The organism is Streptomyces sp. NBC_00009 (assembly GCF_045040855.1).
Lineage (GTDB): Bacteria > Actinomycetota > Actinomycetes > Streptomycetales > Streptomycetaceae > Streptomyces > Streptomyces aureus.
In genome coordinates this window covers 5,254,573-5,280,351 of the sequence record NZ_CP108312.1, presented here as the reverse complement: position 1 = coordinate 5,280,351, position 25,779 = coordinate 5,254,573, and the positions used below count along the sequence as shown (strand labels likewise).

General features: G+C 68.8%; 22 protein-coding genes, 2 tRNA genes and 1 pseudogene. 11 read left to right on the top strand and 14 right to left on the bottom strand.

Features of this window, described 5'->3' with window-relative positions:
- Positions 1-113 precede the first annotated feature (113 nt).
- Positions 114-2,744 carry a valine--tRNA ligase gene (locus OHA58_RS23800; RefSeq protein ID WP_405481233.1) on the bottom strand — a complete coding sequence of 877 codons (2,631 nt, stop codon included), beginning with the start codon at positions 2,742-2,744 and terminating at the stop codon, positions 114-116.
- A 185-nt stretch (positions 2,745-2,929) separates the two neighbouring features.
- On the opposite strand from OHA58_RS23800, the gene OHA58_RS23795 reads away from it, so the two are divergent.
- The gene (locus tag OHA58_RS23795) at positions 2,930-3,904 is read left to right on the top strand and encodes a hypothetical protein (RefSeq protein ID WP_405481231.1); all 975 of its coding nucleotides are present in this window, start codon (positions 2,930-2,932) and stop codon (positions 3,902-3,904) included.
- A gap of 81 nt (positions 3,905-3,985) precedes the next feature.
- On the opposite strand, the gene clpX is transcribed toward OHA58_RS23795, so the two are convergent.
- The 5 genes from clpX to OHA58_RS23770 all read right to left on the bottom strand — a co-directional run bounded on the left by clpX (position 3,986) and on the right by OHA58_RS23770 (position 8,655).
- Positions 3,986-5,272, bottom strand: a complete 1,287-nt coding sequence (gene clpX / locus OHA58_RS23790; RefSeq protein WP_116512991.1) for an ATP-dependent Clp protease ATP-binding subunit ClpX — start codon at positions 5,270-5,272, stop codon at positions 3,986-3,988.
- Between the two features lie 155 nt (positions 5,273-5,427).
- A complete protein-coding gene (locus OHA58_RS23785; protein WP_227294656.1) occupies positions 5,428-6,087 on the bottom strand; it encodes an ATP-dependent Clp protease proteolytic subunit in 660 nt (219 codons plus the stop codon).
- Positions 6,088-6,140: 53 nt separating this feature from the next.
- Positions 6,141-6,749, bottom strand: coding sequence for an ATP-dependent Clp protease proteolytic subunit (locus OHA58_RS23780; protein ID WP_356278867.1), 609 nt, complete (start codon positions 6,747-6,749; stop codon positions 6,141-6,143).
- Positions 6,750-7,033: 284 nt separating this feature from the next.
- Positions 7,034-8,428, bottom strand: coding sequence for a trigger factor (gene tig / locus OHA58_RS23775; RefSeq protein ID WP_389531966.1), 1,395 nt, complete (start codon positions 8,426-8,428; stop codon positions 7,034-7,036).
- 150 nt (positions 8,429-8,578) lie between these two features.
- Positions 8,579-8,655, bottom strand: a tRNA-Pro gene (locus OHA58_RS23770).
- A gap of 141 nt (positions 8,656-8,796) precedes the next feature.
- Here OHA58_RS23770 and OHA58_RS23765 point away from each other — a divergent pair.
- Positions 8,797-8,867: transfer RNA gene (locus OHA58_RS23765), tRNA-Gly, on the top strand.
- Between the two features lie 99 nt (positions 8,868-8,966).
- Here OHA58_RS23765 and OHA58_RS23760 read toward each other — a convergent pair.
- Complete coding sequence (locus OHA58_RS23760; RefSeq protein WP_100594330.1) at positions 8,967-9,161, bottom strand: hypothetical protein; 195 nt, start codon at positions 9,159-9,161, stop codon at positions 8,967-8,969.
- 536 nt (positions 9,162-9,697) lie between these two features.
- Here OHA58_RS23760 and OHA58_RS23755 point away from each other — a divergent pair.
- Entirely contained in the window at positions 9,698-10,846 is a 1,149-nt protein-coding gene (locus tag OHA58_RS23755) for an acyltransferase family protein (RefSeq protein WP_405481229.1), read from the top strand.
- Positions 10,847-10,927: 81 nt separating this feature from the next.
- On the opposite strand, the gene OHA58_RS23750 is transcribed toward OHA58_RS23755, so the two are convergent.
- Positions 10,928-11,374, bottom strand: a complete 447-nt coding sequence (locus OHA58_RS23750) for an HD domain-containing protein (RefSeq protein WP_405481228.1) — start codon at positions 11,372-11,374, stop codon at positions 10,928-10,930.
- 10 nt (positions 11,375-11,384) lie between these two features.
- Positions 11,385-11,546, bottom strand: a pseudogene (locus OHA58_RS23745) (ABC transporter permease); the annotation flags it as partial.
- Positions 11,547-11,758: 212 nt separating this feature from the next.
- Here OHA58_RS23745 and OHA58_RS23740 point away from each other — a divergent pair.
- Positions 11,759-12,940 (top strand): cation:proton antiporter, encoded by a 1,182-nt coding sequence (locus tag OHA58_RS23740; protein WP_405481226.1) that lies wholly within the window; start codon positions 11,759-11,761, stop codon positions 12,938-12,940.
- Between the two features lie 221 nt (positions 12,941-13,161).
- Here the strand turns inward: OHA58_RS23740 and OHA58_RS23735 are convergent, their stop codons facing one another.
- A complete protein-coding gene (locus OHA58_RS23735; RefSeq protein ID WP_405481225.1) occupies positions 13,162-14,310 on the bottom strand; it encodes a PP2C family protein-serine/threonine phosphatase in 1,149 nt (382 codons plus the stop codon).
- 137 nt (positions 14,311-14,447) lie between these two features.
- Between OHA58_RS23735 and OHA58_RS23730 the strand changes: the two genes are divergently transcribed.
- The gene (locus OHA58_RS23730; protein WP_405481223.1) at positions 14,448-15,686 is read left to right on the top strand and encodes a GNAT family N-acetyltransferase; all 1,239 of its coding nucleotides are present in this window, start codon (positions 14,448-14,450) and stop codon (positions 15,684-15,686) included.
- A 22-nt stretch (positions 15,687-15,708) separates the two neighbouring features.
- On the opposite strand, the gene OHA58_RS23725 is transcribed toward OHA58_RS23730, so the two are convergent.
- Together OHA58_RS23725 and OHA58_RS23720 are read right to left on the bottom strand one after the other, a co-directional pair.
- Positions 15,709-16,521 (bottom strand): Fpg/Nei family DNA glycosylase, encoded by an 813-nt coding sequence (locus OHA58_RS23725; RefSeq protein ID WP_405481222.1) that lies wholly within the window; start codon positions 16,519-16,521, stop codon positions 15,709-15,711.
- 147 nt (positions 16,522-16,668) lie between these two features.
- The gene (locus OHA58_RS23720) at positions 16,669-17,154 is read right to left on the bottom strand and encodes a ribose-5-phosphate isomerase (protein ID WP_116512982.1); all 486 of its coding nucleotides are present in this window, start codon (positions 17,152-17,154) and stop codon (positions 16,669-16,671) included.
- Between the two features lie 174 nt (positions 17,155-17,328).
- On the opposite strand from OHA58_RS23720, the gene OHA58_RS23715 reads away from it, so the two are divergent.
- The gene (locus tag OHA58_RS23715; protein ID WP_405481220.1) at positions 17,329-18,792 is read left to right on the top strand and encodes an amino acid permease; all 1,464 of its coding nucleotides are present in this window, start codon (positions 17,329-17,331) and stop codon (positions 18,790-18,792) included.
- Positions 18,793-18,870: 78 nt separating this feature from the next.
- Positions 18,871-20,211, top strand: coding sequence for an FAD-binding oxidoreductase (locus tag OHA58_RS23710; protein WP_405481218.1), 1,341 nt, complete (start codon positions 18,871-18,873; stop codon positions 20,209-20,211).
- 16 nt (positions 20,212-20,227) lie between these two features.
- Here the strand turns inward: OHA58_RS23710 and OHA58_RS23705 are convergent, their stop codons facing one another.
- Complete coding sequence (locus OHA58_RS23705; RefSeq protein ID WP_326713012.1) at positions 20,228-20,806, bottom strand: biotin transporter BioY; 579 nt, start codon at positions 20,804-20,806, stop codon at positions 20,228-20,230.
- Positions 20,807-21,071: 265 nt separating this feature from the next.
- Here OHA58_RS23705 and OHA58_RS23700 point away from each other — a divergent pair, with 265 nt between their 5' ends.
- The 4 genes from OHA58_RS23700 to OHA58_RS23685 all read left to right on the top strand — a co-directional run bounded on the left by OHA58_RS23700 (position 21,072) and on the right by OHA58_RS23685 (position 25,109).
- Entirely contained in the window at positions 21,072-22,445 is a 1,374-nt protein-coding gene (locus OHA58_RS23700) for an amino acid permease (RefSeq protein WP_405481216.1), read from the top strand.
- 116 nt (positions 22,446-22,561) lie between these two features.
- Positions 22,562-23,980, top strand: coding sequence for an amino acid permease (locus OHA58_RS23695; RefSeq protein ID WP_405481214.1), 1,419 nt, complete (start codon positions 22,562-22,564; stop codon positions 23,978-23,980).
- 145 nt (positions 23,981-24,125) lie between these two features.
- Positions 24,126-24,767, top strand: coding sequence for a superoxide dismutase (locus OHA58_RS23690; RefSeq protein WP_405481213.1), 642 nt, complete (start codon positions 24,126-24,128; stop codon positions 24,765-24,767).
- Between the two features lie 132 nt (positions 24,768-24,899).
- Complete coding sequence (locus tag OHA58_RS23685; protein ID WP_405481212.1) at positions 24,900-25,109, top strand: hypothetical protein; 210 nt, start codon at positions 24,900-24,902, stop codon at positions 25,107-25,109.
- On the opposite strand, the gene OHA58_RS23680 is transcribed toward OHA58_RS23685, so the two are convergent.
- The gene (locus OHA58_RS23680) at positions 25,106-25,738 is read right to left on the bottom strand and encodes a DsbA family protein (RefSeq protein ID WP_329057845.1); all 633 of its coding nucleotides are present in this window, start codon (positions 25,736-25,738) and stop codon (positions 25,106-25,108) included. The genes OHA58_RS23685 and OHA58_RS23680 overlap by 4 nt on opposite strands.
- Positions 25,739-25,779 lie beyond the last annotated feature (41 nt).

Below are 25,779 nucleotides of genomic sequence, written 5' to 3'. Positions count from 1 at the left end.
CCCCCCGGAACCATGAGGATTCCAGGGGGCCTTCACCGCACATCACGCACATCACGTACGTCGGTCCACATCACGTACGTCGGTCGCGTCGCACGTCGGAGGCGTCAGCCACGTCAGGCCTGAGGCAACCGCTCCAACTGCTGCTGGATGCGGGCGATGTCCTCGTCCGCCTTGGCGAGGCGCCCACGGATCTTGTCGACGACGGCATCCGGCGCCTTGGCGAGGAACGCCTCGTTGCCGAGCTTGCCCGTGGCCTGGGCCTTCTCCTTCTCGGCGGCGGCCAGATCCTTGGCGAGCCGCTTCCGCTCGGCCGCCACATCGATCGTGCCGGACAGGTCGAGCGCGACCTGCGCACCGCCGACCGGCAGAGTGGCGGTCGCCGAGAAGTCGTCACCCTCGGGCTGCAGCCGCAGAAGCTGCCGGATGGCGGCCTCGTGCGGAGCGAGCGCGGTCCCGTCGAGGTCGAGCCGGGCCGGCACGCGCTGACCGGGCTGAAGACCCTGGTCGGCACGGAAGCGCCGGACCTCGGTGATGACCTGCTGGAGCGTCTCGATCTCGCTCTCGGCGGCAGCGTCACGGAAGCCGCTGTCGCTCGGCCACTCGGCGATCACGAGGCTCTCGCCACCGGTCAGCGTCGTCCAGAGCGTCTCGGTGACGAACGGGACGATCGGGTGCAGCAGACGCAGCGTCACATCGAGGACCTCGCCCAGGACGCGGCCCGAGACCTTCGCCTGCTCGCCCCCCTCGAAGAACGTCGTCTTCGACAGCTCGACGTACCAGTCGAAGACCTCGTCCCACGCGAAGTGATAGAGGGCGTCGGAGAGCTTGGCGAACTGGAAGTCGTCGTAGAAGGCGTCGACTTCGGCGACGGTCTTGTTGAGCCGGGACAGGATCCAGCGGTCGGTCGCCGTCATCTCCTCCGGCGCCGGCAGCGGGCCCTCGACCGTCGCGCCGTTCATCAGCGCGAAGCGCGTGGCGTTCCAGATCTTGTTGGCGAAGTTGCGGGAGGCCTGGACCCAGTCCTCGCCGATCGGCACGTCGGCACCCGGGTTGGCGCCGCGGGCCAGCGTGAACCGCACCGCGTCCGACCCGTACGCGTTCATCCAGTCGATCGGATCGACCGCGTTCGGGTTCGACTTCGACATCTTCTTGCCGAACTCGTCGCGGACGAGACCGGTGAGGGCGACGGTCTTGAACGGGACCTGGTCCTCCATGGAGTACAGGCCGAACATCATCATCCGGACGACCCAGAAGAAGATGATGTCGTGGCCGGTCAGCAGGACGTCGGTCGAGTAGAACTTCTCGAGGTCCGGGGTCTTCTCCGGCCAGCCGAGCGTGGAGAACGGCCACAGGCCGGACGAGAACCAGGTGTCGAGGACGTCCTCGTCCTGGGTCCAGCCCTCGGCCTCCGTGCCGGGGATCGGGTCGTCGGGGCCGACGCACACGACCTCTCCGTTCGGCCCGTACCAGACGGGGATCCGGTGGCCCCACCACAACTGGCGTGAGATGCACCAGTCGTTGAGGTTGTCGACCCAGTCGAAGTACCGCTTCTCCATGTCCTTCGGGTGGAGCGCGACGCGCCCGTCGCGGACCGCGTCACCGGCGGCCTGGGCGAGCGTGTCGACCTTGACCCACCACTGGAGGGACAGGCGCGGCTCGACGGTGGTCTTGCAGCGCGAGCAGTGGCCGACGGAGTGGACGTACGGACGCTTCTCGGCGACGACACGGCCCTGCTCGTGCAGGGCGGCGACGATCGCGGAGCGCGCCTCGAAGCGGTCGAGACCCTGGAAGGGACCGTGCACGGTGATGACACCGCGCTCGTCCATGATCGTCATGGACTCCAGGCCGTGCCGCTGGCCGATCGCGAAGTCGTTCGGGTCGTGGGCGGGCGTCACCTTGACGGCGCCGGTGCCGAACTCGGGGTCGACGTGCGTGTCGGCGACGACCGGGATGGTCCGGTCGGTGAGCGGGAGCTTGATGCGCCTGCCGATCAGGTGCGCGTACCGCTCGTCGTCGGGGTGCACCGCGACGGCGGTGTCACCGAGCATGGTCTCGACGCGGGTCGTGGCGACGACCACCGTCTCGTCGCCCTCGCCGTACTTGAGCGAGACGAGCTCGCCGTCGTCGTCCTGATAGTCGACCTCGATGTCCGAGATCGCCGTCAGACAGCGCGGGCACCAGTTGATGATGCGCTCGGCGCGGTAGATGAGCCCGTCGTCGTACAGGTTCTTGAAGATGGTCTGGACGGCCTTCGACAGGCCCTCGTCCATCGTGAAGCGCTCACGTGACCAGTCGAGGCCCGCGCCGAGGCGGCGCAGCTGGTCGAGGATCCGGCCGCCGTACTCGTCCTTCCACTGCCACACGCGGTCGGTGAACACCTGGCGGCCCAGGTCCTGGCGGGACTTGCCCTCCTCGGCGAGCTGCTGCTCGACCTTGTTCTGGGTCGCGATGCCGGCGTGGTCCATGCCGGGCAGCCACAGCGTCTCGTAGCCCTGCATGCGCTTGCGGCGCGTGAGGGCGTCCATGAGCGTGACCTGGAAGGCGTGGCCCAGGTGGAGCGCGCCCGTGACGTTCGGCGGAGGGATGACGATCGTGTACGGCTCCTTCTCGCTGTTCGCGTCAGCGGTGAAGTAACCCCGGTCTACCCAGCGCTCGTACAGCGCCCCCTCTACCTCGGCCGGCGCGTACTGGGTCGGCAGTTCGGTGGTGGGCGCTGGATTCTGCTGCTGAGTGTTCTCGGTCACGGGCCCAGTTTAGGGGCGCGGCAGGGGTGCCCCGAAACCGGATTCCCGTGCGACGCGGCGGCCGCCCCGGCCGTCTGGCACAACCTTTCAACAACATGGCACCGATCCGACCCTGGGTTCCCCACACACGGTCACCTTCCGCCAGGATGTTCGGAACGCATAAGCATCGGGAGGGAACCCCAGAAATGAGCTACAACCAGCCGGGCCCGTACGGCGGGCAGCAGCCTCAGCAGCCCGGACCCTACGGCCAGCCGCAGCCGGGCCCCTACGGGCAGCAGCCCCCGGCCGCGCCCCAGCCCGGCTACGGCTACCCGCAGCAGGCCCCGCAGGGCGTGCCGCCGCAGCAGCCCCCGTACGGCCAGTCGCAGCAGCCGTACGGCCAGCCTGGCGGCTACAGCCAGCCCCAGCAGCCGGGCCCCTACGGCCAGCAGCCCCAGGCCCCCTACGGCCAGGTCCCCCCGCCCCCCGGCCCGCCCCAGGGCGGCAAGAAGAAGACGGGCCTGATCATCGGCGCGGTGGCCGTGGTCGCGGCGATCGGCGTGGGCGCGTACTTCATGTTCGGCGGTGGCGGCTCGTCCGTGGCGGACGACGGCCCTCACAAGCTGACGACGCCGGCGACGGTGCTCGGGGAGTACAAGAAGTCGGCGAGCGGCGACGACTCCAGCATGAGCGACAAGGACGTCAAGGACGCCGAGAAGAACGGCGTCAAGAACGCCCAGGGCGTCGGCGCGGACTACGAGGCCGGCGACGCCAAGACGAACCCTCTCGCGGCCAAGTACCTGAAGTTCATGGGCGTGTACGGCGAGATCTCCGACCCGGAGAAGGTCGTCGACGGGATGTTCGCCGAGATGAAGAAGAACTCTTCGACGGACAACTCCGACACCGGTGAGCTGGTCGGCGACCCGCAGAGCTTCGACTCCGACGGCGCGGTGATGAAGTGCCAGGAGACGAAGATCAAGAACGACACGCCCAGCAGCGGCGAGACCACCTCCGCTCCCAAGGAGATGTCGATGCCGGTCTGCATCTGGGGTGACCACAGCACGCTCGGCATCGTCATCCCCGTCGACCTCGCGACGGCCATGACGGGCAAGGGCGCGGATCTGCAGAGCGCCGCAGACACGTCGACCAAGCTCCGCGGCGAGGTCCGCGTCAAGTCCTGACCTCGCTCCGCACCTCAGGCACGGCATGAAAGAAGGGCCCCGGTCACCCGACCGGGGCCCTTCCCATGTCTCACGTGTGCGCTACGCCGACTTCTGCTCTCCGCTGCCCGAACCGCGGACGTCGCGGGGGATCAGCGTCGGGTTCACGTTCGAGTGGACGGCCTCCGCCGTGATGACGACGCGGGCCACGTCCTTGCGGGAGGGGACCTCGTACATCACGGACTGGAGGACTTCCTCCATGATCGCGCGCAGGCCGCGCGCGCCGGTGCGGCGCAGGATGGCCTGGTCGGCGATGGCCTCCAGGGCCTCGCGCTCGAAGTCCAGCTCCACGCCGTCGAGTTCGAAGAGGCGCTGGTACTGCTTCACCAGGGCGTTGCGCGGCTCCAGGAGGATCTGGAGGAGCGCCTCGCGGTCCAGGTTGTGGACCGAGGTGATGACGGGGAGACGGCCGATGAACTCGGGGATCATCCCGAACTTCACCAGGTCCTCCGGCATGACCTCCTGGAACTGGTCCTTCTCCTCCAGCTCGCGCTTGGAGTGGATCGTCGCGCCGAAGCCGATGCCCTTGGCACCCGCCCGCGACTCGATGATCTTCTCCAGGCCTGCGAACGCGCCGCCCACGATGAACAGCACGTTCGTCGTGTCGATCTGGATGAACTCCTGGTGCGGGTGCTTGCGGCCGCCCTGGGGCGGGACCGAGGCCGTGGTGCCTTCCAGGATCTTGAGCAGGGCCTGCTGGACGCCCTCACCGGACACATCACGCGTGATCGACGGGTTCTCGCTCTTACGGGCGACCTTGTCGATCTCGTCGATGTAGATGATCCCGGTCTCGGCCTTCTTGACGTCGTAGTCGGCCGCCTGGATCAGTTTCAGGAGGATGTTCTCGACGTCCTCGCCCACATAGCCGGCCTCCGTGAGCGCCGTCGCGTCGGCGATGGCGAACGGAACGTTCAGCATGCGGGCCAGGGTCTGGGCCAGGAGGGTCTTGCCCGAGCCCGTGGGGCCCAGGAGCAGGATGTTGGACTTCGACAGCTCGATCGCGTCGTCGCGTCCCTGGGCTCCGCCGTTCTCACCGGCCTGGACCCGCTTGTAATGGTTGTACACAGCGACCGAGAGGGCTTTCTTCGCGGCCTCCTGGCCGACGACATAGCCTTCGAGGAACTCGTAGATCTCGCGAGGCTTGGGAAGTTCTTCCCAGCGGACCTCGCTCGTCTCCGCGAGCTCTTCCTCGATGATCTCGTTGCAGAGGTCGATGCACTCGTCGCAGATGTACACACCGGGGCCTGCGATGAGCTTCTTGACCTGCTTCTGGCTCTTTCCGCAGAACGAGCACTTGAGCAGATCGCCGCCGTCACCGATGCGTGCCACGAGGTGCTTCCCCTTCGCCTGGGAGACGCTCGCGTAAGCGACTCCTGGTGCCTGTATCCGACGGTACCTTGCCGGGGCCCCCGTTCGGGCCCCCCTTGGCACGGTTCACTTCGACGTGAAGCGTGCCAAGGAGCGGCAGACGATACAGCGCTGCGTCACGCGGCCGCGGAGTTGTTCATCTTCCGGGTGGAGATGATCTGGTCGATCAGGCCGTACGCCAGGGCGTCCTCGGCCGTCAGGATCTTGTCGCGCTCGATGTCGTCGCGGATCTTCTCGATCGGCGTCGTGGAGTGCTTGGCCAGCATCTCCTCGAGCTGCTCACGCATCCGGAGGATCTCGTTCGCGGCGATCTCCAGGTCGGAGAGCTGCTCGCGGCCGGTGCCGCCGGAGGGCTGGTGGATCAGGACGCGGGCGTTCGGCAGCGCCATGCGCTTGCCCGGCGTACCGGCCGCGAGGAGCACGGCGGCCGCGGAGGACGCCTGGCCCATGCAGACCGTCTGGATGTCCGGCTTCACGAACTGCATCGTGTCGTAGATGGCCGTGAGCGCCGTGAAGGAGCCGCCGGGGCTGTTGATGTAGATGGAGATGTCGCGGTCCGGGTCCATCGACTCCAGGCACAGGAGCTGCGCCATGACGTCGTTGGCGGACGCGTCGTCGATCTGCACGCCGAGGAAGATCACGCGCTCCTCGAAGAGCTTCGCGTACGGGTCGTACTCACGCACGCCCTGCGAGGTGCGCTCGACGAAGCGCGGGATCACGTAGCGGTTGTCGACCTGCGGGCCGGTGTACAGACCGCTGCCGGGGATGTTGTTCATGGTCGGTGTTCCGTCCTTGTGAGGTGGGCTTGGATGACCGCGTAACCGGGGTTTCAGGCCCCGGTGCCGCCGCCGCCCGGAACACCCGTAGCGGCACTGATGATCTCGTCGATGAGGCCGTATGCCTTGGCCTCTTCGGCGGTGTACCAGCGGTCGCGGTCACCGTCACGGATGATCGTCTCGACGGTCTGCCCGGAGTGCCGGGCGGTGATCTCCGCCATGCGCTTCTTGGTGCGCAGCAGGTACTCGGCCTGGATCTTGACGTCCGAGGCCGTACCGCCGATGCCGGCGGAGCCCTGGTGCATCAGGATGTCCGTGTTCGGAAGCGCGAAGCGCTTGCCCGGAGTACCGCCGGTCAGCAGGAACTGGCCCATGGAGGCGGCCATGCCCATGCCGATGGTGACGACGTCGTTCTGGATGTACTGCATGGTGTCGTAGACCGCCATGCCGGCCGTCACCGAACCGCCGGGGCTGTTGATGTAGAGGTAGATGTCCTTGTCCTGGTCGGCAGCGGCCAGGAGGAGCATCTGGGCAGTGATCTTGTTGGCGATCTCGTCGTCGACCTGCTGGCCCAGGAAGATGATGCGGTCGTTGAGCAGTCGGCTGTAGACCTGGTCGCCGAGGCCACCACCGAGGGACGGCTCACCGGCGGCAGAAGGCATCAGATTCGTCACGTATCCACCTGCTCGTCTCTGACGGCAACGCGCCGTCTCGCGTCTTATCCGGAGGGCCGGGGACCCGCACCTGCACACTGCCGTTCGGCAGCGGCTGCGGGGACTCATCTGCCCTCGTATTCATGGACCCTAACGCGCGGGTCCCTTCGGTGAATCCCGCAAGGGGAACTGTTCGCTGTGAGCGCATGTTGCGCCCCGCCCCGCAGGTACGACTGGGCCCCGGGACGATGTCGTCCCGGGGCCCAGCTACGCAGAACAGATCAGACCGAGGCTCAGGCCTCGTTCTTGTCCTCGGCCTCGGCCTCGGCGGAGGCGTCCGCCTCGACGGTCTCGCCGGCGGCAGCCGACTCGTCCTCGTCGTCCTCGAGGTCGACGATCTCGCCGTTCGTGTCCTTGACCGTGGCGGCCTCGACGACGACCGCGAGGGCCTTGCCGCGGGCGACCTCGCCGACCAGCATCGGGACCTGGCCGCCTTCGACGACGGCCTGGGCGAACTGGTCGGGGGACATGCCGGAGGACTGCGCGCGCCGCATGAGGTGCTCGGTGAGCTCCTCCTGGTTGACGTTCAGCTTCTCCTTGTTGACGAGCTCGTCGAGGACGAACTGCGTCTTGATGCCCTTGACGGCCTGCTCGGCGGTCTCGGCGTCGAACTCCTCGACCGTCTTGCCCTGGATCTCGAGGTACTTCTCGAGGTCGAGGCCCATCTGGCCGAGCTGGTGGTGCTCGAGGTTGTGCTTGCGGGTCTTGACCTCGTCCTCGAGCAGCTTCTCGGGAACGGGGACCTCGACCAGCTCGAGCAGCTTCTCCAGTACGCGCTCCTGGGCCTGCGTGGCCTGGTCGTACTGCTTCATGTTCTCGAGGCGCTTGCGGCTGTCGGCCTTCAGCTCGTCGAGGGTGTCGAACTCGGAGGCGAGCTGCGCGAACTCGTCGTCCAGGGACGGCAGTTCACGAGCGGCGACCTGGGTGACCTTGACGGTGACCTCGGCCTCCTTGCCCTCGGCGGAGCCGCCCTTGAGCTCGGAGGTGAAGGTGGCCTCGCCACCGGCCTCCAGGCCCTTCACGGCCTCGTCGATGCCCTCGAGGAGCTCGCCCGAGCCGATCGTGTACGAGACGCCGGACGCAACGCCGTCCTCGAGCACCTCGCCGTCGACCTTGGCCTCGAGGTCGATCGTGACGACGTCGCCGTCCTCGGCGGCACGCTCGACCGGGGAGGTGGAGGCGAAGCGCTCGCGGAGCTGCTCCACCGACTTGTCCACGTCCTCGTCGCTGACCTCGATGGCGTCGACCTCGACCTCGATGCCGGAGTAGTCCGGAATCTCGATCTCGGGACGGATGTCGACCTCGGCGGTGAAGTTCAGCGTCTCGCCGTCCTTCAGCTCCGTGATGTCGACCTCGGGCTGGCCCAGCACGTTGAGCTCGGCCTCGTTGACCGCTTCGGTGTAGAACTTCGGAAGCGCGTCGTTGACGGCCTCCTCAAGCACCGCGCCGCGGCCGAACCGCTGGTCGATGACGCGGGCAGGGATCTTGCCCTTGCGGAAGCCCTTCACTGTGACCTGCTGGTTGATCTTCTTGTACGCCGCGTCGAGGCTGTCCTTGAGCTCCTCGAAGGGCACCTCGATGCTGAGCCGAACCCGGGTCGGGTTCAGGGTCTCCACGGCGCTCTTCACGGTTCGGTCTCCTTGGGGGCTGACTTCTGGGTTCCTGCCCGGTTAAGAGACACACGGGCACGCAGCTTGCATAGTAACGGCAAGCCGGAGTCGACCCACAACGCGATCTTGAGGAGGCGTTTACCGCTTGAGACGCTGCTGTTGCGACGCTGGTCGGGGTGGCGGGATTTGAACCCACGGCCTTCCGCTCCCAAAGCGGACGCGCTACCAAGCTGCGCCACACCCCGTCGGTGCGACACGTAGGGTACATGCACTCGGCCGATGCGGCTCCCGCATTACGAGCGGTGTGAATGCGGTGTGCGACGAGGGGGTCCGACCCGCTACGATGCTTCCCGTTGCCGCGGTCACCGACCTGCGGCGCAAGCTGTGCGGGCGTAGCTCAATGGTAGAGCCCTAGTCTTCCAAACTAGCTACGCGGGTTCGATTCCCGTCGCCCGCTCTTGTGGCCCCGGGCCCGGTTCTCACGAACCGGGCCCGGGGTTTTTCACGTCCTGGGCCGGACAGTCTCCCGAGCAGTCAGAACTGGATCGACGAGCAGTCAGAACTGGATCGAGTTGATCGTGTCCGCTATCGAGTTCAGGAACCTCTGGATGTCGTCGGCCATTCCGGTCGAGGCCAGGAAGAACCCGAACAGGACCGCCACGACGGCAGGCCCGGCCTTGATCGACCCTCCCCGGATCAGCACCACGAGAATGATCGCCAACAGCAGTACGACTGACAGCGAAATGGCCACACTGATCACACCCTAGGTCGGTCCGCTCTCCCGGCCCGGGGGGTACGACCCCGCACACCCCCGCCAGAACCATCGTGCCACCAACACGGCCCCCGCATGCGGCGGGTGACGCATCGTCGGCCACTCCCGTGCGGCGGCGCGCCGGCCGCGCACCCTTGGGGCACATGATCAGCGCGCGCCCCCCGGGCAATTTCGCGGGTTCCCGTGGCCGGTAATTCGGCCTGATCGTTTCCATGCACACACAGCACGTCCACATCGTGGGCACGCGGGATCACACATGTGTTGTTCGCCGCGAATTCGAATTGTCGCGGGGGCCACACCCAGGGGCGGTCGAGTCCGGCCGATATGCACTATTTAATCAGGATGAGAGTGGTCATAACGGACTCATATGGATGCCTCCCGAAGTCCCTCCGGAAGACCTGCGAAAACTTCGCCATCGCTATGCCGACTTCTCCGAATCGGGGGTACTCGCGCGGTAAGGAGGATTTGACGTGAGGGTTTTACGAAATACCGCGGGCGCCGCTAAGGTGCCTCAGATGTTCCGCGCTGCCCCCACCCGAGCCCCGCTCCCTGCGGCACAGACGGCCCCCGCCCATCAGCCACCGAATACGGCAGCCGCTCCCCCCACACCGGCCGCCAAGCCCGCGAAACAGCGGGACGCGTTCTTCGACAACGCCAAGTACCTGGCCATCGTGCTGGTCGCGATGGGCCACTCCTGGGAACCGCTGACGGATCACAGCCGCGTCGCCGAGGCGCTCTACATGACCGTCTACACGTTCCACATGCCGGCGTTCATCGTGATCTCCGGCTACTTCTCCCGCAGCTTCGACATGCGGCCCGACCGGCTCCGGCGGCTCATCACCGGGGTCGCGGTGCCGTACGTGATCTTCGAGGTCGCGTACACCTTCTTCAAGCGCTGGGCGGACAACGATCCGACGCAGCCGTTCAGCCTGCTCGACCCCTGGTATCTGACCTGGTTCCTGGTCGCCCTGTTCGTGTGGCGGCTCACCACCCCGCTGTGGAAGATCGTCCGCTGGCCGGTGCCGCTCGCCGTCGCCATCGCCGTACTCGCCTCCGTCTCCCCCGACATCGGCGACGACCTCGATCTCCAGCGCGTCCTGCAGTTCCTCCCCTTCTTCGTGGTCGGCCTGTTCCTGAAGCCCGAGCACTTCCAGCTGGTGCGCCGGCGTGAGGTACGGATCCTGTCCGTGCCGATCTTCGCGGCGGCCCTGCTGCTGGCCTACTGGGCCGCTCCGCGGATGACGTCGGCGTGGTTCTACCACCGCGACAGCGCGCAGGAGCTGGGCGCGCCGTGGTGGGCCGGAGCCGTGATGACGCTCGCGCTCTTCGGCTGCTCGGTCGTCCTCACCGCGTGCTTCTTCGCGTGGGTGCCGCGGCGGAAGATGTGGTTCACCGTGCTGGGCGCGGGGACGCTGTACGGCTACCTGCTGCACGGCTTCATCGCGAAGGGCTCGCGGTTCTGGGGCTGGTTCGACGACTACGCCTGGCTGCACAAGCCGCTGGGCGAGGTGTTCGTGACGGTCGTCGCGGCCTCCCTGATCACGGTCCTCTGTACTCCCCCGGTCCAGCGGATGTTCCGGTTCGCGATGGAGCCGAAGATGGAGTGGGCGTTCAAGAAGGACGCGGCTCAGGTGGCGCGGGATCGCGGGCGGGCCCGCGCCTGAGGGTGCCGTCGCTGTTCGTCAGGTGCGGGTGCGTGGGGGCTTGTCACTCAGTTCCCCGCGCCCCGTACAGGGGCGCGTTGCCTACGCGGCCTCGTTGATACCCAGTAGCGATCTCATCCCCGCGTACTTCCTTGTCAGGCGCTCTCTCGTCGGTGCGTCCAGAACCGCCAGGCGGGCGGGGTCCGCATTGTGGGCCAGGTCCGACTCCTTCACCAGCAGCGCGCCCGGAGTGGCCAGAATTCGCTGCGCGTAGGCCTCTTGAGGCTCTCCGGGGCGCTTGGTGAGGGCGAGGACGACGGCCTTCGTGCGGTCCGTGAGGTCCGCCGCGGCCAGCCACTCCGGCGAGAGCGCGTCGTCCTCGATCGCGTCGTGCAGCCAGGCCGCCGCGATCTGCTCGTCGTCGCCGCCCCGGGCGCGTACACCTTCGGCGACCGCCTCCAGGTGTTCCGCGTAGGGGCGTCCGGCCTTGTCCGTCTGGGTGGCGTGGGCCCTGCGCGCCAGGGCCTCCACCTCGGCGAGGGTCAGCATGCGGCCGACCCTAAGGCCTGCGCAGGGCCGCCCGGGCCGGGAGCGCGGTCGCGGCCAGGCCGAGGACCAGGACGGACCCGGCGAAGGAGCCGTACACGAGCGGCGGGATATACGGGGACCGCCCCGTCAGGCCGTTCATCATCGGCACCAGGGTGGCGACGGCGATGCCCGAGGGCCTCGGCGGCGCGGCGCCGGTCGGGGTGGTGTCCCGCGAGGCGCCGCCGGCGAAACGGGGGTGGGGAGAACCGCATCCCGCGTCACGAAAATGGTTTGGTAAGCTAACTATTGACGTGTTCTTGACCTTCTCTTGACCTGAGCCAGCCATTCGACCAAGCCAAGAACGGAAGGAACGGACCCATCGGACATGCAGACACCCTGATAGCCATGGGCGGCGCCTTTCTCGCCGCCGCCGTCCTCGCCCGCCTCGGCGGACGCATCGGACTCCCCACCATCCCCCTGTTCATCCTGGCCGGGATCCTCCTCGGCCCCCACACCCCCGGCATCGTGCTGGTCGCCGACCCGCACGACCTGGAGATGCTCTCCGCGCTCGGCCTGGTCCTGCTGCTCTTCTACCTCGGCCTCGAATTCCATCTGGACGACCTCAAGACCGGCGGCCGCAAGATGGCTGTCGCAGGAGGGACGTACCTCGCGCTGAACGTCGGCGCGGGCCTCGGCTTCGGATTCGCCCTCGGCTGGGGCACCTCCGAGGCTCTGGTCCTCGCCGGGGTCCTCGGCATCTCCTCGTCGGCGATCGTCACGAAAGTGCTTGTCGACACCGGCCGCCTCGGCAATCCGGAGACCAAGCCGATCCTCGGGATCATCGTCGTCGAGGACATCTTCCTGGCCCTCTACCTGGCCGCGCTCCAGCCGATCCTGTCCGGCGCGGACAGCCTGGCCTCGGCGGTCATGGACGGCGGCAAGGCCTTCGGCTTCCTCCTGCTGCTCGCGCTCGCGGCGCGCTTCGGCACCCGCATCGTGGGCCGTCTCTTCCACACCAAGGACGACGAGCTCCTCGTCATCTCCTTCCTCGGCGCGGCCGTGTTCGTCGCCGGGGTCTCCGAGTGGTTCGGGGTCGCGGACGCGATCGGCGCGTTCATGGTCGGCCTGATGCTCGGCTCCACCACCTCGGGCGAGCGCATCCGCAAGCTCGTGCACCCCTTGCGGGACGCGTTCGGCGCGATCTTCTTCTTCGCGTTCGGCCTCTCCATCGACCCGGGCGACCTGCCGACGGTGCTGTGGCCGGTCCTCGCGGCCGTCACCGTGACGCTGGTGATGAACGTGCTGGCGGGACTCGGCGCGGCGCGCGTGTACGGGTTCGGGCCCGGCCCCGCCGCGAACATCTCCACGACGCTGCTCGCCCGGGGCGAGTTCGCCCTGATCCTCGCCACGATGGCGGCGGGCGCGGGCCTGGACGAGCGGCTGTCGCCGTTCATCGCGGGCTACGTGCTCCTGCTCGCGGTCCTCGGACCGATGGCGGCGGGCCGCTCGGAGCGGCTCGCGCGTCGCCTTCCAGGGGGGCGGGGGAATGGGGCGCCCCTCGAGGAACGGGTGGGCGCCGGGGTGTGACGGATGCGCGCCGTGGGGGCGAGCTCTCGTTGCCGGGTGCGGGTCTTCTGTGGCTGGTCGCGCAGTTCCCCGAGCCCCTGAGATGCGCACTTCGTGCGCCCGTCTCAGAGGTGCTTGATGAGGCTGCGGCGAAGCCGCATGCCTTCAGGGGCGCGGGGAACTGCGCGACCGGCCACGACGTACGCCGCACCCGGCAAGGGATCCGCACCCCGGCGGAGCCGTCACGCGTCCCGGCAGATCAGCAGCAGCGCGCGGTCGTCGTTGACGTCCTTGGCCACCGCCTCGATCAGGTGCCAGGCCGCGCCGTGGAACCCGCCCGACACGTAGCGGTCCGCCTCGCCGGTGAGGCGGTCGATGCCCTCGGTGATGTCGCGTTCGGACGTCTCTACCAGGCCGTCCGTGAAGAGCATCAGGACGTCGCCGGGGCGCAGGGAGCCCTTGGTGGAGTCGAACTGCGCGCCGTCGTAGACGCCGAGGAGCGGGCCCTCCGCGGCCTTCTCCTCCCAGCGTCCGCTGCCCGCGCTGAGCTGGAGGCCCGGCGGGTGGCCCGCGGAGAAGAGTTCGTAGTCGCCCGACTCCAGGTCGAGGACGAGGTGGATGGACGTGGCGAAGCCCTCGTCCCAGTCCTGGCGGAGCAGATAGCCGTTGGCGGCGGGCAGGAAGGCGTGCGGCGGCAGGGAGCCGAGGAGTCCGCCGAAGGCTCCGGACAGGAGCAGCGCCCGCGACCCCGCGTCCATGCCCTTGCCCGATACGTCGGTGAGGACCGCCTCCAGCGTGCGGCCGCCGTTCGTACGGGCCGCGACGACGAAGTCGCCGGAGAAGGACTGGCCGCCGGCCGGGCGCAGCGCCATCTCGCGGTGCCAGCCCCTGGGCAGCTGCGGCAACTTGCTCTGTACGCGGATGCGTTCACGCAGGTCGAACAGCATCGTGCCGCCGCGCCGCCAGGGCACGCCGACCCGGCTGCGGAACTGGGCTATGAGCAGGCCGAAGAAACCGCAGGCGGCCACGACAAGGACGGTGCCGGGCGTGACCCGGGCGGCACCCTCCGAGTACGGGCCGAGCTTGACCGACTCCACGATGAGCGCCGCGGCGGCGGCCGCGTACAGGCCGAGGAGGCTGGCCGGGCGCAGCAGCAGACCCCCCGCCACGATCGGCAGGACGAGCGCTGTCGGGGAACACCAGACCGAGTTGAGGAGGGTGCCGCAGGCGATGACCGGGACCGTGAGGAGCAGGCCCACCATCGCGACCCAGTCGGAACCGTCGCCCCGGAAGTAGTCGACACCCGATTTGCGCAGGCCGATGCGGGCCCGGTGCAGTCTCATCTTCATCCGGGCCGTAAACGTCTCGGCTTGCGCGCGTCGTCCTGCCATTGCTCGTGGACCTTATCCATCGGCCCAGGGGCTTCGCACGGGAGGTCCCACTTGTCCCTCTTCCAGGCGGCCCGGGCGCCTTCCCCGGGCGGGGAAAATCTCTCGCTTCGTCCACGGTGTCCTGGTAGGGATGGCTCATGACGATGGACGTACGGGTGCTGCGCCAGGACGACTGGCACGAGTGGTACGCGAAGCTGGAGCTGGCCTTCGGAGGAGTTCCCGAAGCGCCCGAAGAACGCGCGCTGTGGGACGACCTCACCGAGTTCGACCGGTCCATCGGCGTGTGGGACGGCGACCGGTGCGTGGGAACGGCGGGGGCGTTCACGTTCCGGGTGACGGTGCCGGGCGGGGCCCAGGTCCCGGCGGCGGGCGTCACGATGGTGTCCGTCGCGGCGACGGACCGGCGGCGCGGGGTCCTGACGTCGATGATGCGGCGCCAGCTCGACGACGTACGGTCCTGGGGCGAGCCGCTCGCCGTGCTCACCGCGTCCGAGCCCGCGATCTACGGCCGCTTCGGGTACGGGACCGCGACGCGGCAGGCGAGCGTGGAGATCGACTCGACGCGGGTGCGGATCAACGCTCTGGCGGGCACGGACGGCGTACGGCTGCGGTTCGCCGACGTCGCCGAGGCCGCCGCCGCGTGCGAGGGCGTGTACGTGCGGACGATCGGCACCCGGCCCGGCATGCTCGCCCGCAGGCCCGGCTGGGAGCGGCTGCCGCTGCTCGACGCGCCGTCGGAGCGCGAGGGCGCGTCGCCGATGCAGTGCGTGCTGGCCGAGCGGGACGGCGAGACGGTCGGCTACGTCCGGTTCCACAACAAGCCCGAGTGGGACGCGGCCGGGCCGAAGGGCCGGATCACGCTGCGGCACATCGACGCGCTCGACCCGGCGGCGTACGCGGCACTGTGGCGCTTCCTCCTGGACATCGACCTGACGTCGACCGTCCAGGCGCGCAACCGGCCGGTCGACGATCCGCTGTTCTCCCTCGTCAGCGACATCCGGCGGTGCCAGGTGCGGCTGCGGGACTCGATGCACGTACGGCTCGTGGACCTCGGAGCCGCGCTGGAGGCCCGCACGTATCAGGCGCCGGTCGACGTCGTCCTGGACGTGACGGACGAGTTCTGTCCGTGGAACGCGGGGCGGTGGCGGCTGACCGGGGACGCGAAGGGGGCGTCCTGCAAGCGCACGGGGGACAGCGAGGACACAGCCGACCTTGCCCTGTCCGTACGGGAGTTGGCGGCGGCCTACCTCGGTGACACGTCGCTCTCGGCGCTGGCGGCGGCCGGCCGAGTGCGGGAGCTGCGTCCTGGCGCGGTCGACGAGGCGGCGCTCGCGTTCGGGTCGACCGTGGCGCCGTGGCTGCCGCACGGGTTCTGACGCAGCGGGTGACGGGTGCCGGTCAGCGTGGGGGCTGGCACCTCGGGCACCAGAAGAGGTTGCGGGCCGCGAGGGACGCCGTGCGGATCTCCGTGCCGCACAGATGGCAGGGCATCGTGGCCCGCCGGTAGACGTACACCTCGCCGCCGTGGTCGTCGACGCGCGGCGGGCGGCCCATCGCCTCGGGGGTGTGCTCCGGGCGGACGGTGTCGATGCGGTTGTGCCGGACGCCCTCGCGCATCAGCGCCACCAGGTCCGTCCAGATCGCCGTCCACTCGTCGGGCGTGAGGTCCTTGCCCGGGGTGTACGGGTCGATGCCGTGCCGGAAGAGGACCTCGGCGCGGTAGACGTTGCCGACGCCCCCGATGATCTTCTGGTCCATGAGCAGCGCGGCGACGGTGGTGCGGCTGCGGGAGATACGGCGCCAGGCCCGGTCCGGGTCGTCGCCGTTCCTGAGCGGGTCGGGGCCGAGGCGGTCGTGTATCGCCTGCTTCTCGGCGTCCGTGATCAGGGCGCAGGTCGTGGGGCCGCGCAGGTCGGAGTAGTGCGTGTCGCTCAGCAGCCGCAGGCGGACGGTGTCCGTGGGCGGCGGGGCGGGGGTCTCTCCGAGGGTGTACTTGCCGAAGAGGCCCAGGTGGATGTGGATCCAGCCGGTTTCCGCGAAGCCCAGGAAGAGGTGTTTGCCATGGGCGTCCACCGCGTCGACGACCAGGCCGTCCAGGAGGGCGGCGCTGTCGGAGAACTTGCCCTGCGGGCTGCGGACGCGTACCGGCCAGCCGGCGAAGCGCTCCGCGTGGTCCTGGGCCAGGCGGTGGATGGTGTGGCCCTCTGGCAACGGTCTCTTTCTCCTCGGGTTGGGTGGGGGCGGACGTTGGGGGGTTTTCTCCCCCAGCCCGCCCCTTCCCGAAAGTCCTGGGGCTCTGCCCCAGACCCCGCTCCTCAAACGCCGGAGGGGCTCAGTTGAGGGGCTGAAACGATGAGGTCAGCCCTGCGGGTGGTGGGCCGGGATCGGGGGGAGGTCGCCCGTCTCCTCGTAGCGCGACAGCATCTCGATGCGGCGCGTGTGACGCTCCTCGCCCGAGTACGGGGTGGAGAGGAAGATCTCGACGAACTTCGTCGCCTCTTCCTGCGTGTGCATGCGGCCGCCGATGGAGACCACGTTCGCGTCGTTGTGCTCACGGCCCAGCGCAGCGGTCTGCTCGCTCCAGGCGAGGGCCGCACGGACGCCCTTCACCTTGTTCGCGGCGATCTGCTCGCCGTTGCCGGAGCCGCCGATCACGATGCCGAGGGCGTCCGGGTCCGCCGCCGTGCGCTCCGCGGCACGGAGGCAGAACGGAGGGTAGTCGTCCTGGGCGTCATAGATGTGGGGCCCGCAGTCGACGGGCTCGTGGCCATGGGCCTTGAGCCATTCGACGAGGTGGTTCTTGAGTTCGTAGCCGGCATGATCCGAGCCGAGGTACACGCGCATGGATCCGAGTGTGGCACGTCCCACCCGGGCACGGCGCGGTCGGGTCGTTGTCGCCGTTCGTTTACGGGCAAACGTCTCGGAGTCGAAAATCACGATCCGGAGTCAGGTCTTCCGTCCGGTACATCCCTGGGTTTGAATGCGTGGGCTCGTGACCCGAGACTTAAGGATTCGTCCATGACCTCGCAACCCTCCCTTGCGAAGGCCGACCAGGCGCCCCACAATCCTGGAGATTCACAGCCTGACAACGGTCAGACCGGAAATAACGGTCCCGACCAGCTGAAGGCCGGACTCAAGAACCGGCACCTGTCGATGATCGCCATCGGCGGTGTGATCGGTGCCGGACTCTTCGTCGGCTCCGGTTCGGGCATCGCCAAGGCCGGACCCGCCATCCTCATCTCGTACGCCCTCGTCGGCCTCATGGTCGTCATGGTGATGCGGATGCTCGGCGAGATGGCCGCCGCACGGCCCTCGTCCGGCTCCTTCTCCGCCTACGCCGACCAGGCGCTCGGCCGCTGGGCCGGCTTCTCCATCGGCTGGCTGTACTGGTTCTTCTGGGTCGTCGTCCTCGCGGTCGAGGCCACCGCCGGTGCCGTGATCCTCAACGGCTGGATACCGGCCGTGCCGCAGTGGGGCTGGGCCCTGATCGTGATGGTCGTCCTGACCGCGACGAACCTGGCCTCGGTCGCCTCGTACGGCGAGTTCGAGTTCTGGTTCGCCGGGATCAAGGTCGTCGCGATCGGCGCGTTCGTGATCATCGGCATGCTCGCCGTGTTCGGTGTGCTGCCGGGTTCGGACAACCCGGGCGCGGGATTCGCGCATCTCACGGACGCGGGCGGATTCATGCCCAACGGCGCCGGGTCGATCCTCACCGGCGTCCTCATGGTCGTCTTCTCCTTCATGGGCAGCGAGATCGTCACGCTGGCCGCAGGCGAGTCCGAGGACCCGCAGCGTGCCGTCACCAAGGCCACGAACAGCGTGATCTGGCGTATCGGCGTCTTCTACCTCGGCTCGATCTTCATCGTCCTGACGCTGCTGCCGTGGAACGACAAGTCGATCGCCAAGGACGGCTCGTACGTCGCGGCCCTGAACTCGATCGGCATCCCCCACGCCGGTCAGATCATGAACGTCATCGTGCTGACGGCCGTGCTCTCGTGCCTGAACTCCGGGCTCTACACCGCCTCCCGCATGGCCTTCTCGCTCGGCCAGCGCGGTGACGCGCCGAAGGCGTTCGCGAAGACCAGCAAGCGGGGCGTGCCGCAGGCCGCGATCCTCGGCTCGGTCGTCTTCGGGTTCGTCGCCGTCTGGTTCAACTACCAGTGGCCGGACACCGTCTTCAACTTCCTGCTGAACTCCTCCGGCGCCATCGCCCTCTTCGTCTGGCTCGTCATCTGCTTCACGCAGCTGAAGATGCGCGGCATCATCCTGCGCGAGCAGCCCGAGAAGCTCGTCGTGAAGATGTGGCTCTTCCCCTATCTGACGTGGGCCACGATCGCGATGATCTCGTTCGTGCTCGTCTACATGCTCACCGACGACGCGGGCCGCGAGCAGGTCGTCCTGTCGCTGCTCGTGGCGGCCCTGGTGGTCGGGTTCGCGCTGGTGCGTGAGCAGGTGCAGAAGCGGAAGAAGGTCTCCGCCTGACCCGTCCGGGCATTCCCGGAAAGGTCTCAGCAGAAAAGCTGACGGCGGGTGTCAGGTAATGCGGGCAGAGTCTGCCGCATGAACTCCGACGACATCCGTACACAGCAGCTCGTCCTGCGGCCCGGCGACGCCGGGTACGACGAGGAACTGGCCGGTTTCCAGACCGGTTTCGCCCAGCGGCCCGACGTCATCTTCGCGGCAACCTCCGCCGATGACGTCGAGGCCGCTGTCGCGTACGCGGCCGGTGCCGGCCTGCCCGTCGGCGTGCAGGCCACCGGGCACGGGCTGCCCGGAGACTCCGTGGGCGGGGTGCTGATCTCCACGCGGCGCATGGACGAGGTCGTGGTGGACGCGGCGGCGCGCACGGTGCGGGTCTCCGCGGGGACCCGCTGGGGCCAGGTCGTAGAGGCGGCCGCCCCGCACGGCCTCGCCCCGCTGAACGGCTCGGCGCCGGGCGTGGGCGCGGTGTCGTACACGCTGGGCGGTGGACTCGGCATCCTGGCGCGGGAGTTCGGTTACGCGGCCGATCACGTCCGGTCGGCCGACGTCGTCACGGCGGACGCACGCCGTCGCACGGTCTCCGCCGATGCCGAGCCGGAGCTCTTCCGCGGCCTGCTCGGCGGCGGCGCGAATCTGGGCGTCGTCACGGGTCTGGAGATCGCTCTGGTGCCGGTCGCGCGGCTGTACGGGGGCTCGCTCGCCTACGACGGCGCGAAGGCCGGCGCGGGGGCCGTGCTGCGGGCGTACACGGACTGGGCGCGGACCGTACCGGATGCGCTGACGTCGTCCCTCTCGGCCCTCGTTTACCCGGACATCCCCGCGCTCCCGCCGCACCTGCGCGGCCGGTACGTGATCTCCGTACGCGTCGCCTTCACCGGGAGCGCGGACGAGGGCGAGCGGCTCGTGGCGCCCCTGCGGGCGGCGCTCGGACCGGCCCTGACGGACAGCCTGCGCGAGATGCCGTACGCCGAGAGCCACACCATCCACAGCGACCCGGACTTCCCGCACGCCTACTACGGGGACAGTGCGGTACTGCGGGAGCCGGCCGTGGAGGGCGTGTCCGAACTCCTCGCGCTGTGCGGGCCGGACGCCTCTTCCATGAACGTCGTGCAGGTCAACCACCTGGGCGGGGCCCTGTCGAGGCCCGCCGCGAACTCCGTGCCGTACCGGGACGCGGGGTGGCTGGTGCGGATCCTGTCGCCGCTGGACGGGACGGACCGTGAGGCCGTCCGCGATCGTCACGCCCTCGCGTTCAAGCAGGTCGAGGAGCAGCGGATGGGCCGGTCCCTGAACTTCGCGTTCGGCGGCGGCGACCGTACGGAGGGGCTGTACGACGCGCAGACGCGGAAGAGGCTCGCCGATGTGAAGGCCGCGTACGACCCGGCGAACCTCTTCCGGAGGAACTACAACGTGCGCTGAGCGCCCGTATCGAGGACTACTTGTTGGCGAACTTCCAGGCGGTGGGCAGCACGCCCATCGCCAGGGCCGCCTTCACGGCGTCGCCGATGAGGAACGGGGTGAGGCCCGCGGCGACCGCCTGCGTGAAGGTCATGCCGGTGGCGGCGGCGAGGTAGGGCACGCCGACCGCGTAGATGATCGCGGAGCCGAGGACCATCGTGCCCGCGGTGCGCAGGACGGAACGGTCGCCGCCGCGCCGCGCGAGCGCGCCCACGACGGTGGAGGCGAGCAGCATGCCGATGACGTAGCCGAAGGAGGCACCGCCCGCACCGGAGGTGCCCTGGGCGAACCACGGCATGCCGGCCATGCCGACGAGCGCGTACACGGCGAGGGAGAGGAAGCCGCGGCGGGCGCCGAGCGCGGTGCCGACGAGGAGCGCGGCGAAGGTCTGCCCGGTGACCGGGACCGGGGAGCCCGGCACGGGCACGGCGATCTGGGCCGCGATGCCGGTGAGGGCGGCGCCGCCGAGCACGAGCGCGATGTCGCGGGTGCGCGAAGCGGGGAGCAGGTCGGCCAGGACCTTGCCGGGGCGGGTGGAGACGGCAGCCGTACTCATCGGGACTCCGCGGGGGTGAGGGCAGGTTGGGACACCGTGACGCTATCCCAGGGGCCGATCCACGATCACGGTCACTGCTCGACAAAGCGGAACGGCGGCTGTTGGTGGGCTCCTCACAAAGGGCGGCACTCAAGCGCGACTTGGCGTGATGCTCGTCACTGAGGCCAGCGCCGAATCGGCCCGTTTTGCGTCCGGGGGCGGCCCGCGGGGAGACTGTAGGTTCCTGCCAAACCCGTGCGAGCCCCGAAAGCGGTCCGAACTCCCCATGCACGACCAGCTCCCGTCCGAATCCGAACCTCTCGGCGGCGGGCTCAAACAGCGCCATCTGACGATGCTGGGCCTCGGCGGTGTCATCGGCGCCGGCCTCTTCGTCGGCTCGGGCGCCGGGATCGCGGTCGCGGGGCCCGGCATCGTCGTCTCGTATCTGATCGCGGGCACGCTCGCGATGTGCGTGATGCGGATGCTGGGCGAGATGTCGGCCGCGATGCCGGCGTCGGGTTCGTTCTCCGTGCACGCGGAGCGGGCGCTCGGCCGCTGGGCCGGGTTCAGCGTCGGCTGGCTCTACTGGTTCCTGCTCGTCGTCGTCCTGGCCGTGGAGGCGACGGGCGCGGCGCAGATCGCGAACGGCTGGGCGCCGGGCGTGCCCCAGTGGGCGTGGGTGCTGGTGTTCATGCTGGTCTTCACCGGGGCGAACCTGGCGGCCGTGAAGAACTTCGGCGAGTTCGAGTTCTGGTTCGCCGCCCTGAAGGTGTTCGCGATCGTCGCGTTCCTGATCCTCGGCACGCTCGCGGTCTTCGGGGTCCTCCCCGACACGAATCCCGTCGGCCTCACCAACCTCACCGGGCAGGGCGGCTTCCTGCCGCACGGCTGGCAGGGCGTCATCTCCGGTGTGCTCGCCGTCGTGTTCGCGTTCGGCGGCCTGGAGGTCGTGACGATCGCGGCCGCCGAGTCCGACGACCCGGTGCGCGCGGTCTCGCGGGCGGTGCGCAGCGCGGTCTTCCGCATCCTGTTCTTCTACGTCGGCTCGATGCTGGTCATCGTGACGGTGCTGCCGTGGACGGCACAGAAGGCGGGCATCAGCCCGTACGTCACGGTCCTCGACGCGATCGGGGTGCCGTCCGCGGGCCAGATCATGAACATCGTGGTGTTCGTGGCGCTCCTCTCGGCGCTCAACGCGAACCTCTACGGCTCGTCGCGCATGGTCTTCTCGCTGGCCGAGCGCGGCGAGGCGCCCCGCGCGCTGCTGAAGGTGAGCGGCGGGGGCGTGCCGCGCCGGGCGGTGCTCGCGTCGGTCGCATTCGGGTTCATGTCGGTGCTGCTCAATCTGGAGTGGCCGGAATCCGTCTTCCTCTACATGCTCAACTCGGTCGGCGCGGTGCTGCTGTTCGTGTGGGCGCTGATCGCGGCGTCGCAGCTGCGGCTGCGGCGGCTCGTCGAACGGGAGGCGCCCGAGCGGCTCGTGCTGCGGATGTGGGGCTTCCCCTGGCTGACGTGGGTGACGCTCGCCGCGATGGCGGCCGTCATCGGGCTGATGCTGACCGACGACACGGCCCGTCCGCAGCTGTTGTGGTCGACCGGCGCGACCGCGCTCGTCGTGGCCGTCGCGGGGGTGCGGGAACTGCGCGCGCGGCGTGCCTGAACCTTCACGATGTGTGAGCGTCGTGTCCGTATACCGGTCAGCTGTTCCCTGTACCCGGTGCCGCTGCTCAGACTGTGGGCCTTTCCCCCGTCTCAGCTAATGAACAGGGCACATCCATGTCTCGGACGTCCGCGCAGTCGCCCGTCGACGCGCAGCCGATCGATCAGTCGCCGGCCGAGCCGTCGCTGTCAGGCGGTCTCAAGCAGCGTCACCTCTCGATGATCGCGCTCGGCGGTGTGATCGGTGCGGGCCTCTTCGTGGGCTCCGGAACCGCGATCGCAGCCGCCGGCCCGTCGATCATCCTCGCCTACACGATCTCGGGCGCGCTCGTGATGCTCGTGATGCGCATGCTCGGTGAGATGGCGGCGGCGTATCCCGCCTCCGGCTCGTTCTCCGTGCACGCGGAGAGGGGCATCGGCCCGTGGGCCGGGTTCACGGCGGGCTGGTCGTTCTGGTTCCTGCTGTGCGTGGCGGTGGGGCTCGAGGGGATCGGCGCGGCGCAGATCATGCACGGCTGGGTCCCCGGCGTGCCGGAGTGGGCCTGGGTCGCGCTGTTCATGCTCCTGTTCACCGCCACCAACGTGTCAGCCGTGAAGAACTTCGGCGAGTTCGAGTTCTGGTTCGCGACGCTCAAGGTCGCCGCGATCGTCGCGTTCCTGGTGATCGGCGTACTGGCGATCGCGGGCCTGCTGCCGGGCACCGACGCGCCGGGCACCGAGAATCTGACCGGCCACGGCGGCTTCATGCCCAATGGCACCGAGGGGCTCATCGCCGGACTGCTCGCCTCCGTCTTCGCGTACGGCGGCCTGGAGACGGTGACCATCGCCGCGGCCGAGTCCGAGCACCCGGTGCAGGGCGTCGCGAAGGCGGTCCGTACGGCGATGTGGCGCATCGCGCTCTTCTACGTCGGCTCGATGATCGTGGTCGTCGCGCTCATCCCGTGGTCCGCCAAGGCGCTGATCGACCCCGACAAGGGTTCCTACGTCGCCACGCTGGAGTACCTGGACCTGCCGGCCGCCGGCCTCATCATGAAGATCGTCGTCTTCGTCGCGCTGCTCTCGGCGATGAACGCCAACATCTACGGCGCCTCGCGCATGGCCGGTTCGCTGGTCGCACGCGGCCAGGGCACGAAGATCATCGGGAAGATCCAGGGCGGGGTTCCACGCATCGCCGTCCTGCTGTCCACGGTGTTCGGCTTCGTCTGCGTCCTGCTCAGCTACTGGCGGCCGGACGACATCTTCCAGTGGCTACTGAAGACGATCGGCGCCATCATCCTCGTCGTCTGGTTCTTCATCGCCGCCTCGCAACTGCGGCTGCGCCGCAAGCTGGAGCGCGAGGCGCCGGAGCGGCTCGTCGTGAAGATGTGGGCCTTCCCGTACCTGACCTGGGTGGCCCTGGCCGGTATGGCCGCCATCTTCTTCCTCATGGCGCGCGAGGAGGGCACCCGCGAACAGCTCTACTACGCGGGCGGCCTGACCGTGATCCTCGCGGCCGTGGGTTACGCACGCCAGAAGGCCGCCGAGAAGAAGCAGTAGCGCTCCCCCGTTCCGAAGCAACGCGAAGGACCCCCGGGCCATTTGGCCGGGGGTCCTTCGCGTTGCGCCGCGCACTCCTGCTGCTAGCCTGCACTTGCACATAAGTTGCAATAAGCTCTGCAGTACGCAGCCGGAGGGCTCGGACATGGCCATTTACACGCTTCCTGAACTCCCGTACGACTACGCGGCGCTCGAACCGGTCATCAACCCGCAGATCATCGAGCTCCACCACGACAAGCACCACGCGGCGTATGTGAAGGGGGCGAACGACACCCTGGAGCAGCTGGAGGAGGCCCGCGACAAGGAGTCGTGGGGCGCCATCAACGGCCTGGAGAAGAACCTCGCGTTCCACCTCTCGGGCCACATCCTGCACAGCATTTACTGGCACAACATGTCCGGCGACGGCGGCGGCGAGCCGCTGGCCACGGACGGCGTGGGCGACCTCGCGGACGCCATCACCGCCTCCTTCGGCTCCTTCGCCGGGTTCAAGGCCCAGCTGACCAAGGCCGCCGCGACGACGCAGGGCTCCGGCTGGGGCGTCCTCGCGTACGAGCCGGTGAGCGGGCGCCTCGTCGTCGAGCAGATCTATGACCACCAGGGCAACGTCGGCCAGGGCTCGGTCCCGATCCTGGTCTTCGACGCGTGGGAGCACGCGTTTTACCTCCAGTACAAGAACCAGAAGGTCGACTTCATCGAGGCCATGTGGCGCGTAGTCAACTGGCAGGACGTCGCCAAGCGGTACGCGGCCGCGAAGGACCGGGCGTTCAACCTGCTGGTCGCCCCCTGAGCCCCTGAAGCGTCCCGCCTCGTGATCGTCTTCTCAACCTTCGCGGCGGCGGGCGGAAAGACGGAAGACCCCCGCGAGGACGTGACTCGCGGGGGCCTTCCGGTTTACGGGCTTCCGGTGCACCGTGGGCCCATGACGGACCCCTCCAAGCGCTGCGTCAACTGCAAGGACGAGCTTCAGCTCTTCCGTCGGCTCGAGCCCAAGGAGCTCAAGTACGTCGCCACCTGGGCCAAGAAGGGCGAGGCGAACAACTACCGGCGCTGCGCCAACGGCACGTGCCGGCGCGTGCAGCATCACTTCCGGTACTGGGACGGCCGCACCCTCCCCGAGACATTCGCCTAGTCGAAGACCGGCCCCTGCGTGCGCGTGCGCTTGATCTCGTAGAAGCCGGGGACCGAGGCGACCAGGAGCGTGCCGTCCCAGAGCCTCGCGGCCTCCTCGCCCTTGGGGGCCGGGGTGACGACGGGGCCGAAGAACGCGATCTGCTCGCCGTTCGCGCCGGGTACGGCGATGACGGGCGTGCCGACGTCCTGGCCGACCTTGTCGATGCCCTCCTTGTGGGAGGCGCGCAGCTCGGCCTCGTACTTCGTGCCGTCCCAGTGGTCGAGGAGGGAGGCGGGCAGGCCGACCTCGTCGAGGGCGGCGGCGACGGCTTCCTTCGTGGGGCCCTCGCCGCCGTTGTGGATGCGCGTGCCGAGCGCGGTGTAGAGGTCGCCGAGCACCTCGGGGCCGTGCTCCTCCTGCGCGGCGATGACGACGCGGACCGGGCCCCAGGCCTTCGTCTCCAGGAGCTCGCGGTACTCGTCGGGCAGGTCGTCGAGCTTGTCCTCGTTCAGGACGGCGAGGCTCATCAGGTGCCAGCTGACCTTTATGTCGCGGACCTTCTCCACTTCGAGGACCCACCGTGAGGTCATCCAGGCCCAGGGGCACAGGGGGTCGAACCAGAAGTCGACGGGGGTCTTCTCGGACATGGTTCTCCTCATGTAATCCGTGGCGTTGACTCTCCTCGCCA

What these genes read in the sequence shown, in the direction of transcription:
- OHA58_RS23795 (WP_405481231.1), top strand. Translation starts at nt 2,930, where the DNA reads ATGAGCTACAACCAGCCGGGCCCGTACGGCGGGCAGCAGCCTCAGCAG.
- OHA58_RS23785 (WP_227294656.1), bottom strand. Translation starts at nt 6,087, where the DNA reads ATGAACAACATCCCCGGCAGCGGTCTGTACACCGGCCCGCAGGTCGAC.
- OHA58_RS23780 (WP_356278867.1), bottom strand. Translation starts at nt 6,749, where the DNA reads ATGCCTTCTGCCGCCGGTGAGCCGTCCCTCGGTGGTGGCCTCGGCGAC.
- OHA58_RS23755 (WP_405481229.1), top strand. Translation starts at nt 9,698, where the DNA reads ATGTTCCGCGCTGCCCCCACCCGAGCCCCGCTCCCTGCGGCACAGACG.
- OHA58_RS23750 (WP_405481228.1), bottom strand. Translation starts at nt 11,374, where the DNA reads ATGCTGACCCTCGCCGAGGTGGAGGCCCTGGCGCGCAGGGCCCACGCC.
- OHA58_RS23740 (WP_405481226.1), top strand. Translation starts at nt 11,759, where the DNA reads ATGGGCGGCGCCTTTCTCGCCGCCGCCGTCCTCGCCCGCCTCGGCGGA.
- OHA58_RS23735 (WP_405481225.1), bottom strand. Translation starts at nt 14,310, where the DNA reads ATGGCAGGACGACGCGCGCAAGCCGAGACGTTTACGGCCCGGATGAAG.
- OHA58_RS23730 (WP_405481223.1), top strand. Translation starts at nt 14,448, where the DNA reads ATGACGATGGACGTACGGGTGCTGCGCCAGGACGACTGGCACGAGTGG.
- OHA58_RS23720 (WP_116512982.1), bottom strand. Translation starts at nt 17,154, where the DNA reads ATGCGCGTGTACCTCGGCTCGGATCATGCCGGCTACGAACTCAAGAAC.
- OHA58_RS23715 (WP_405481220.1), top strand. Translation starts at nt 17,329, where the DNA reads ATGACCTCGCAACCCTCCCTTGCGAAGGCCGACCAGGCGCCCCACAAT.
- OHA58_RS23710 (WP_405481218.1), top strand. Translation starts at nt 18,871, where the DNA reads ATGAACTCCGACGACATCCGTACACAGCAGCTCGTCCTGCGGCCCGGC.
- OHA58_RS23705 (WP_326713012.1), bottom strand. Translation starts at nt 20,806, where the DNA reads ATGAGTACGGCTGCCGTCTCCACCCGCCCCGGCAAGGTCCTGGCCGAC.
- OHA58_RS23700 (WP_405481216.1), top strand. Translation starts at nt 21,072, where the DNA reads ATGCACGACCAGCTCCCGTCCGAATCCGAACCTCTCGGCGGCGGGCTC.
- OHA58_RS23695 (WP_405481214.1), top strand. Translation starts at nt 22,562, where the DNA reads ATGTCTCGGACGTCCGCGCAGTCGCCCGTCGACGCGCAGCCGATCGAT.
- OHA58_RS23690 (WP_405481213.1), top strand. Translation starts at nt 24,126, where the DNA reads ATGGCCATTTACACGCTTCCTGAACTCCCGTACGACTACGCGGCGCTC.
- OHA58_RS23685 (WP_405481212.1), top strand. Translation starts at nt 24,900, where the DNA reads ATGACGGACCCCTCCAAGCGCTGCGTCAACTGCAAGGACGAGCTTCAG.
- OHA58_RS23680 (WP_329057845.1), bottom strand. Translation starts at nt 25,738, where the DNA reads ATGTCCGAGAAGACCCCCGTCGACTTCTGGTTCGACCCCCTGTGCCCC.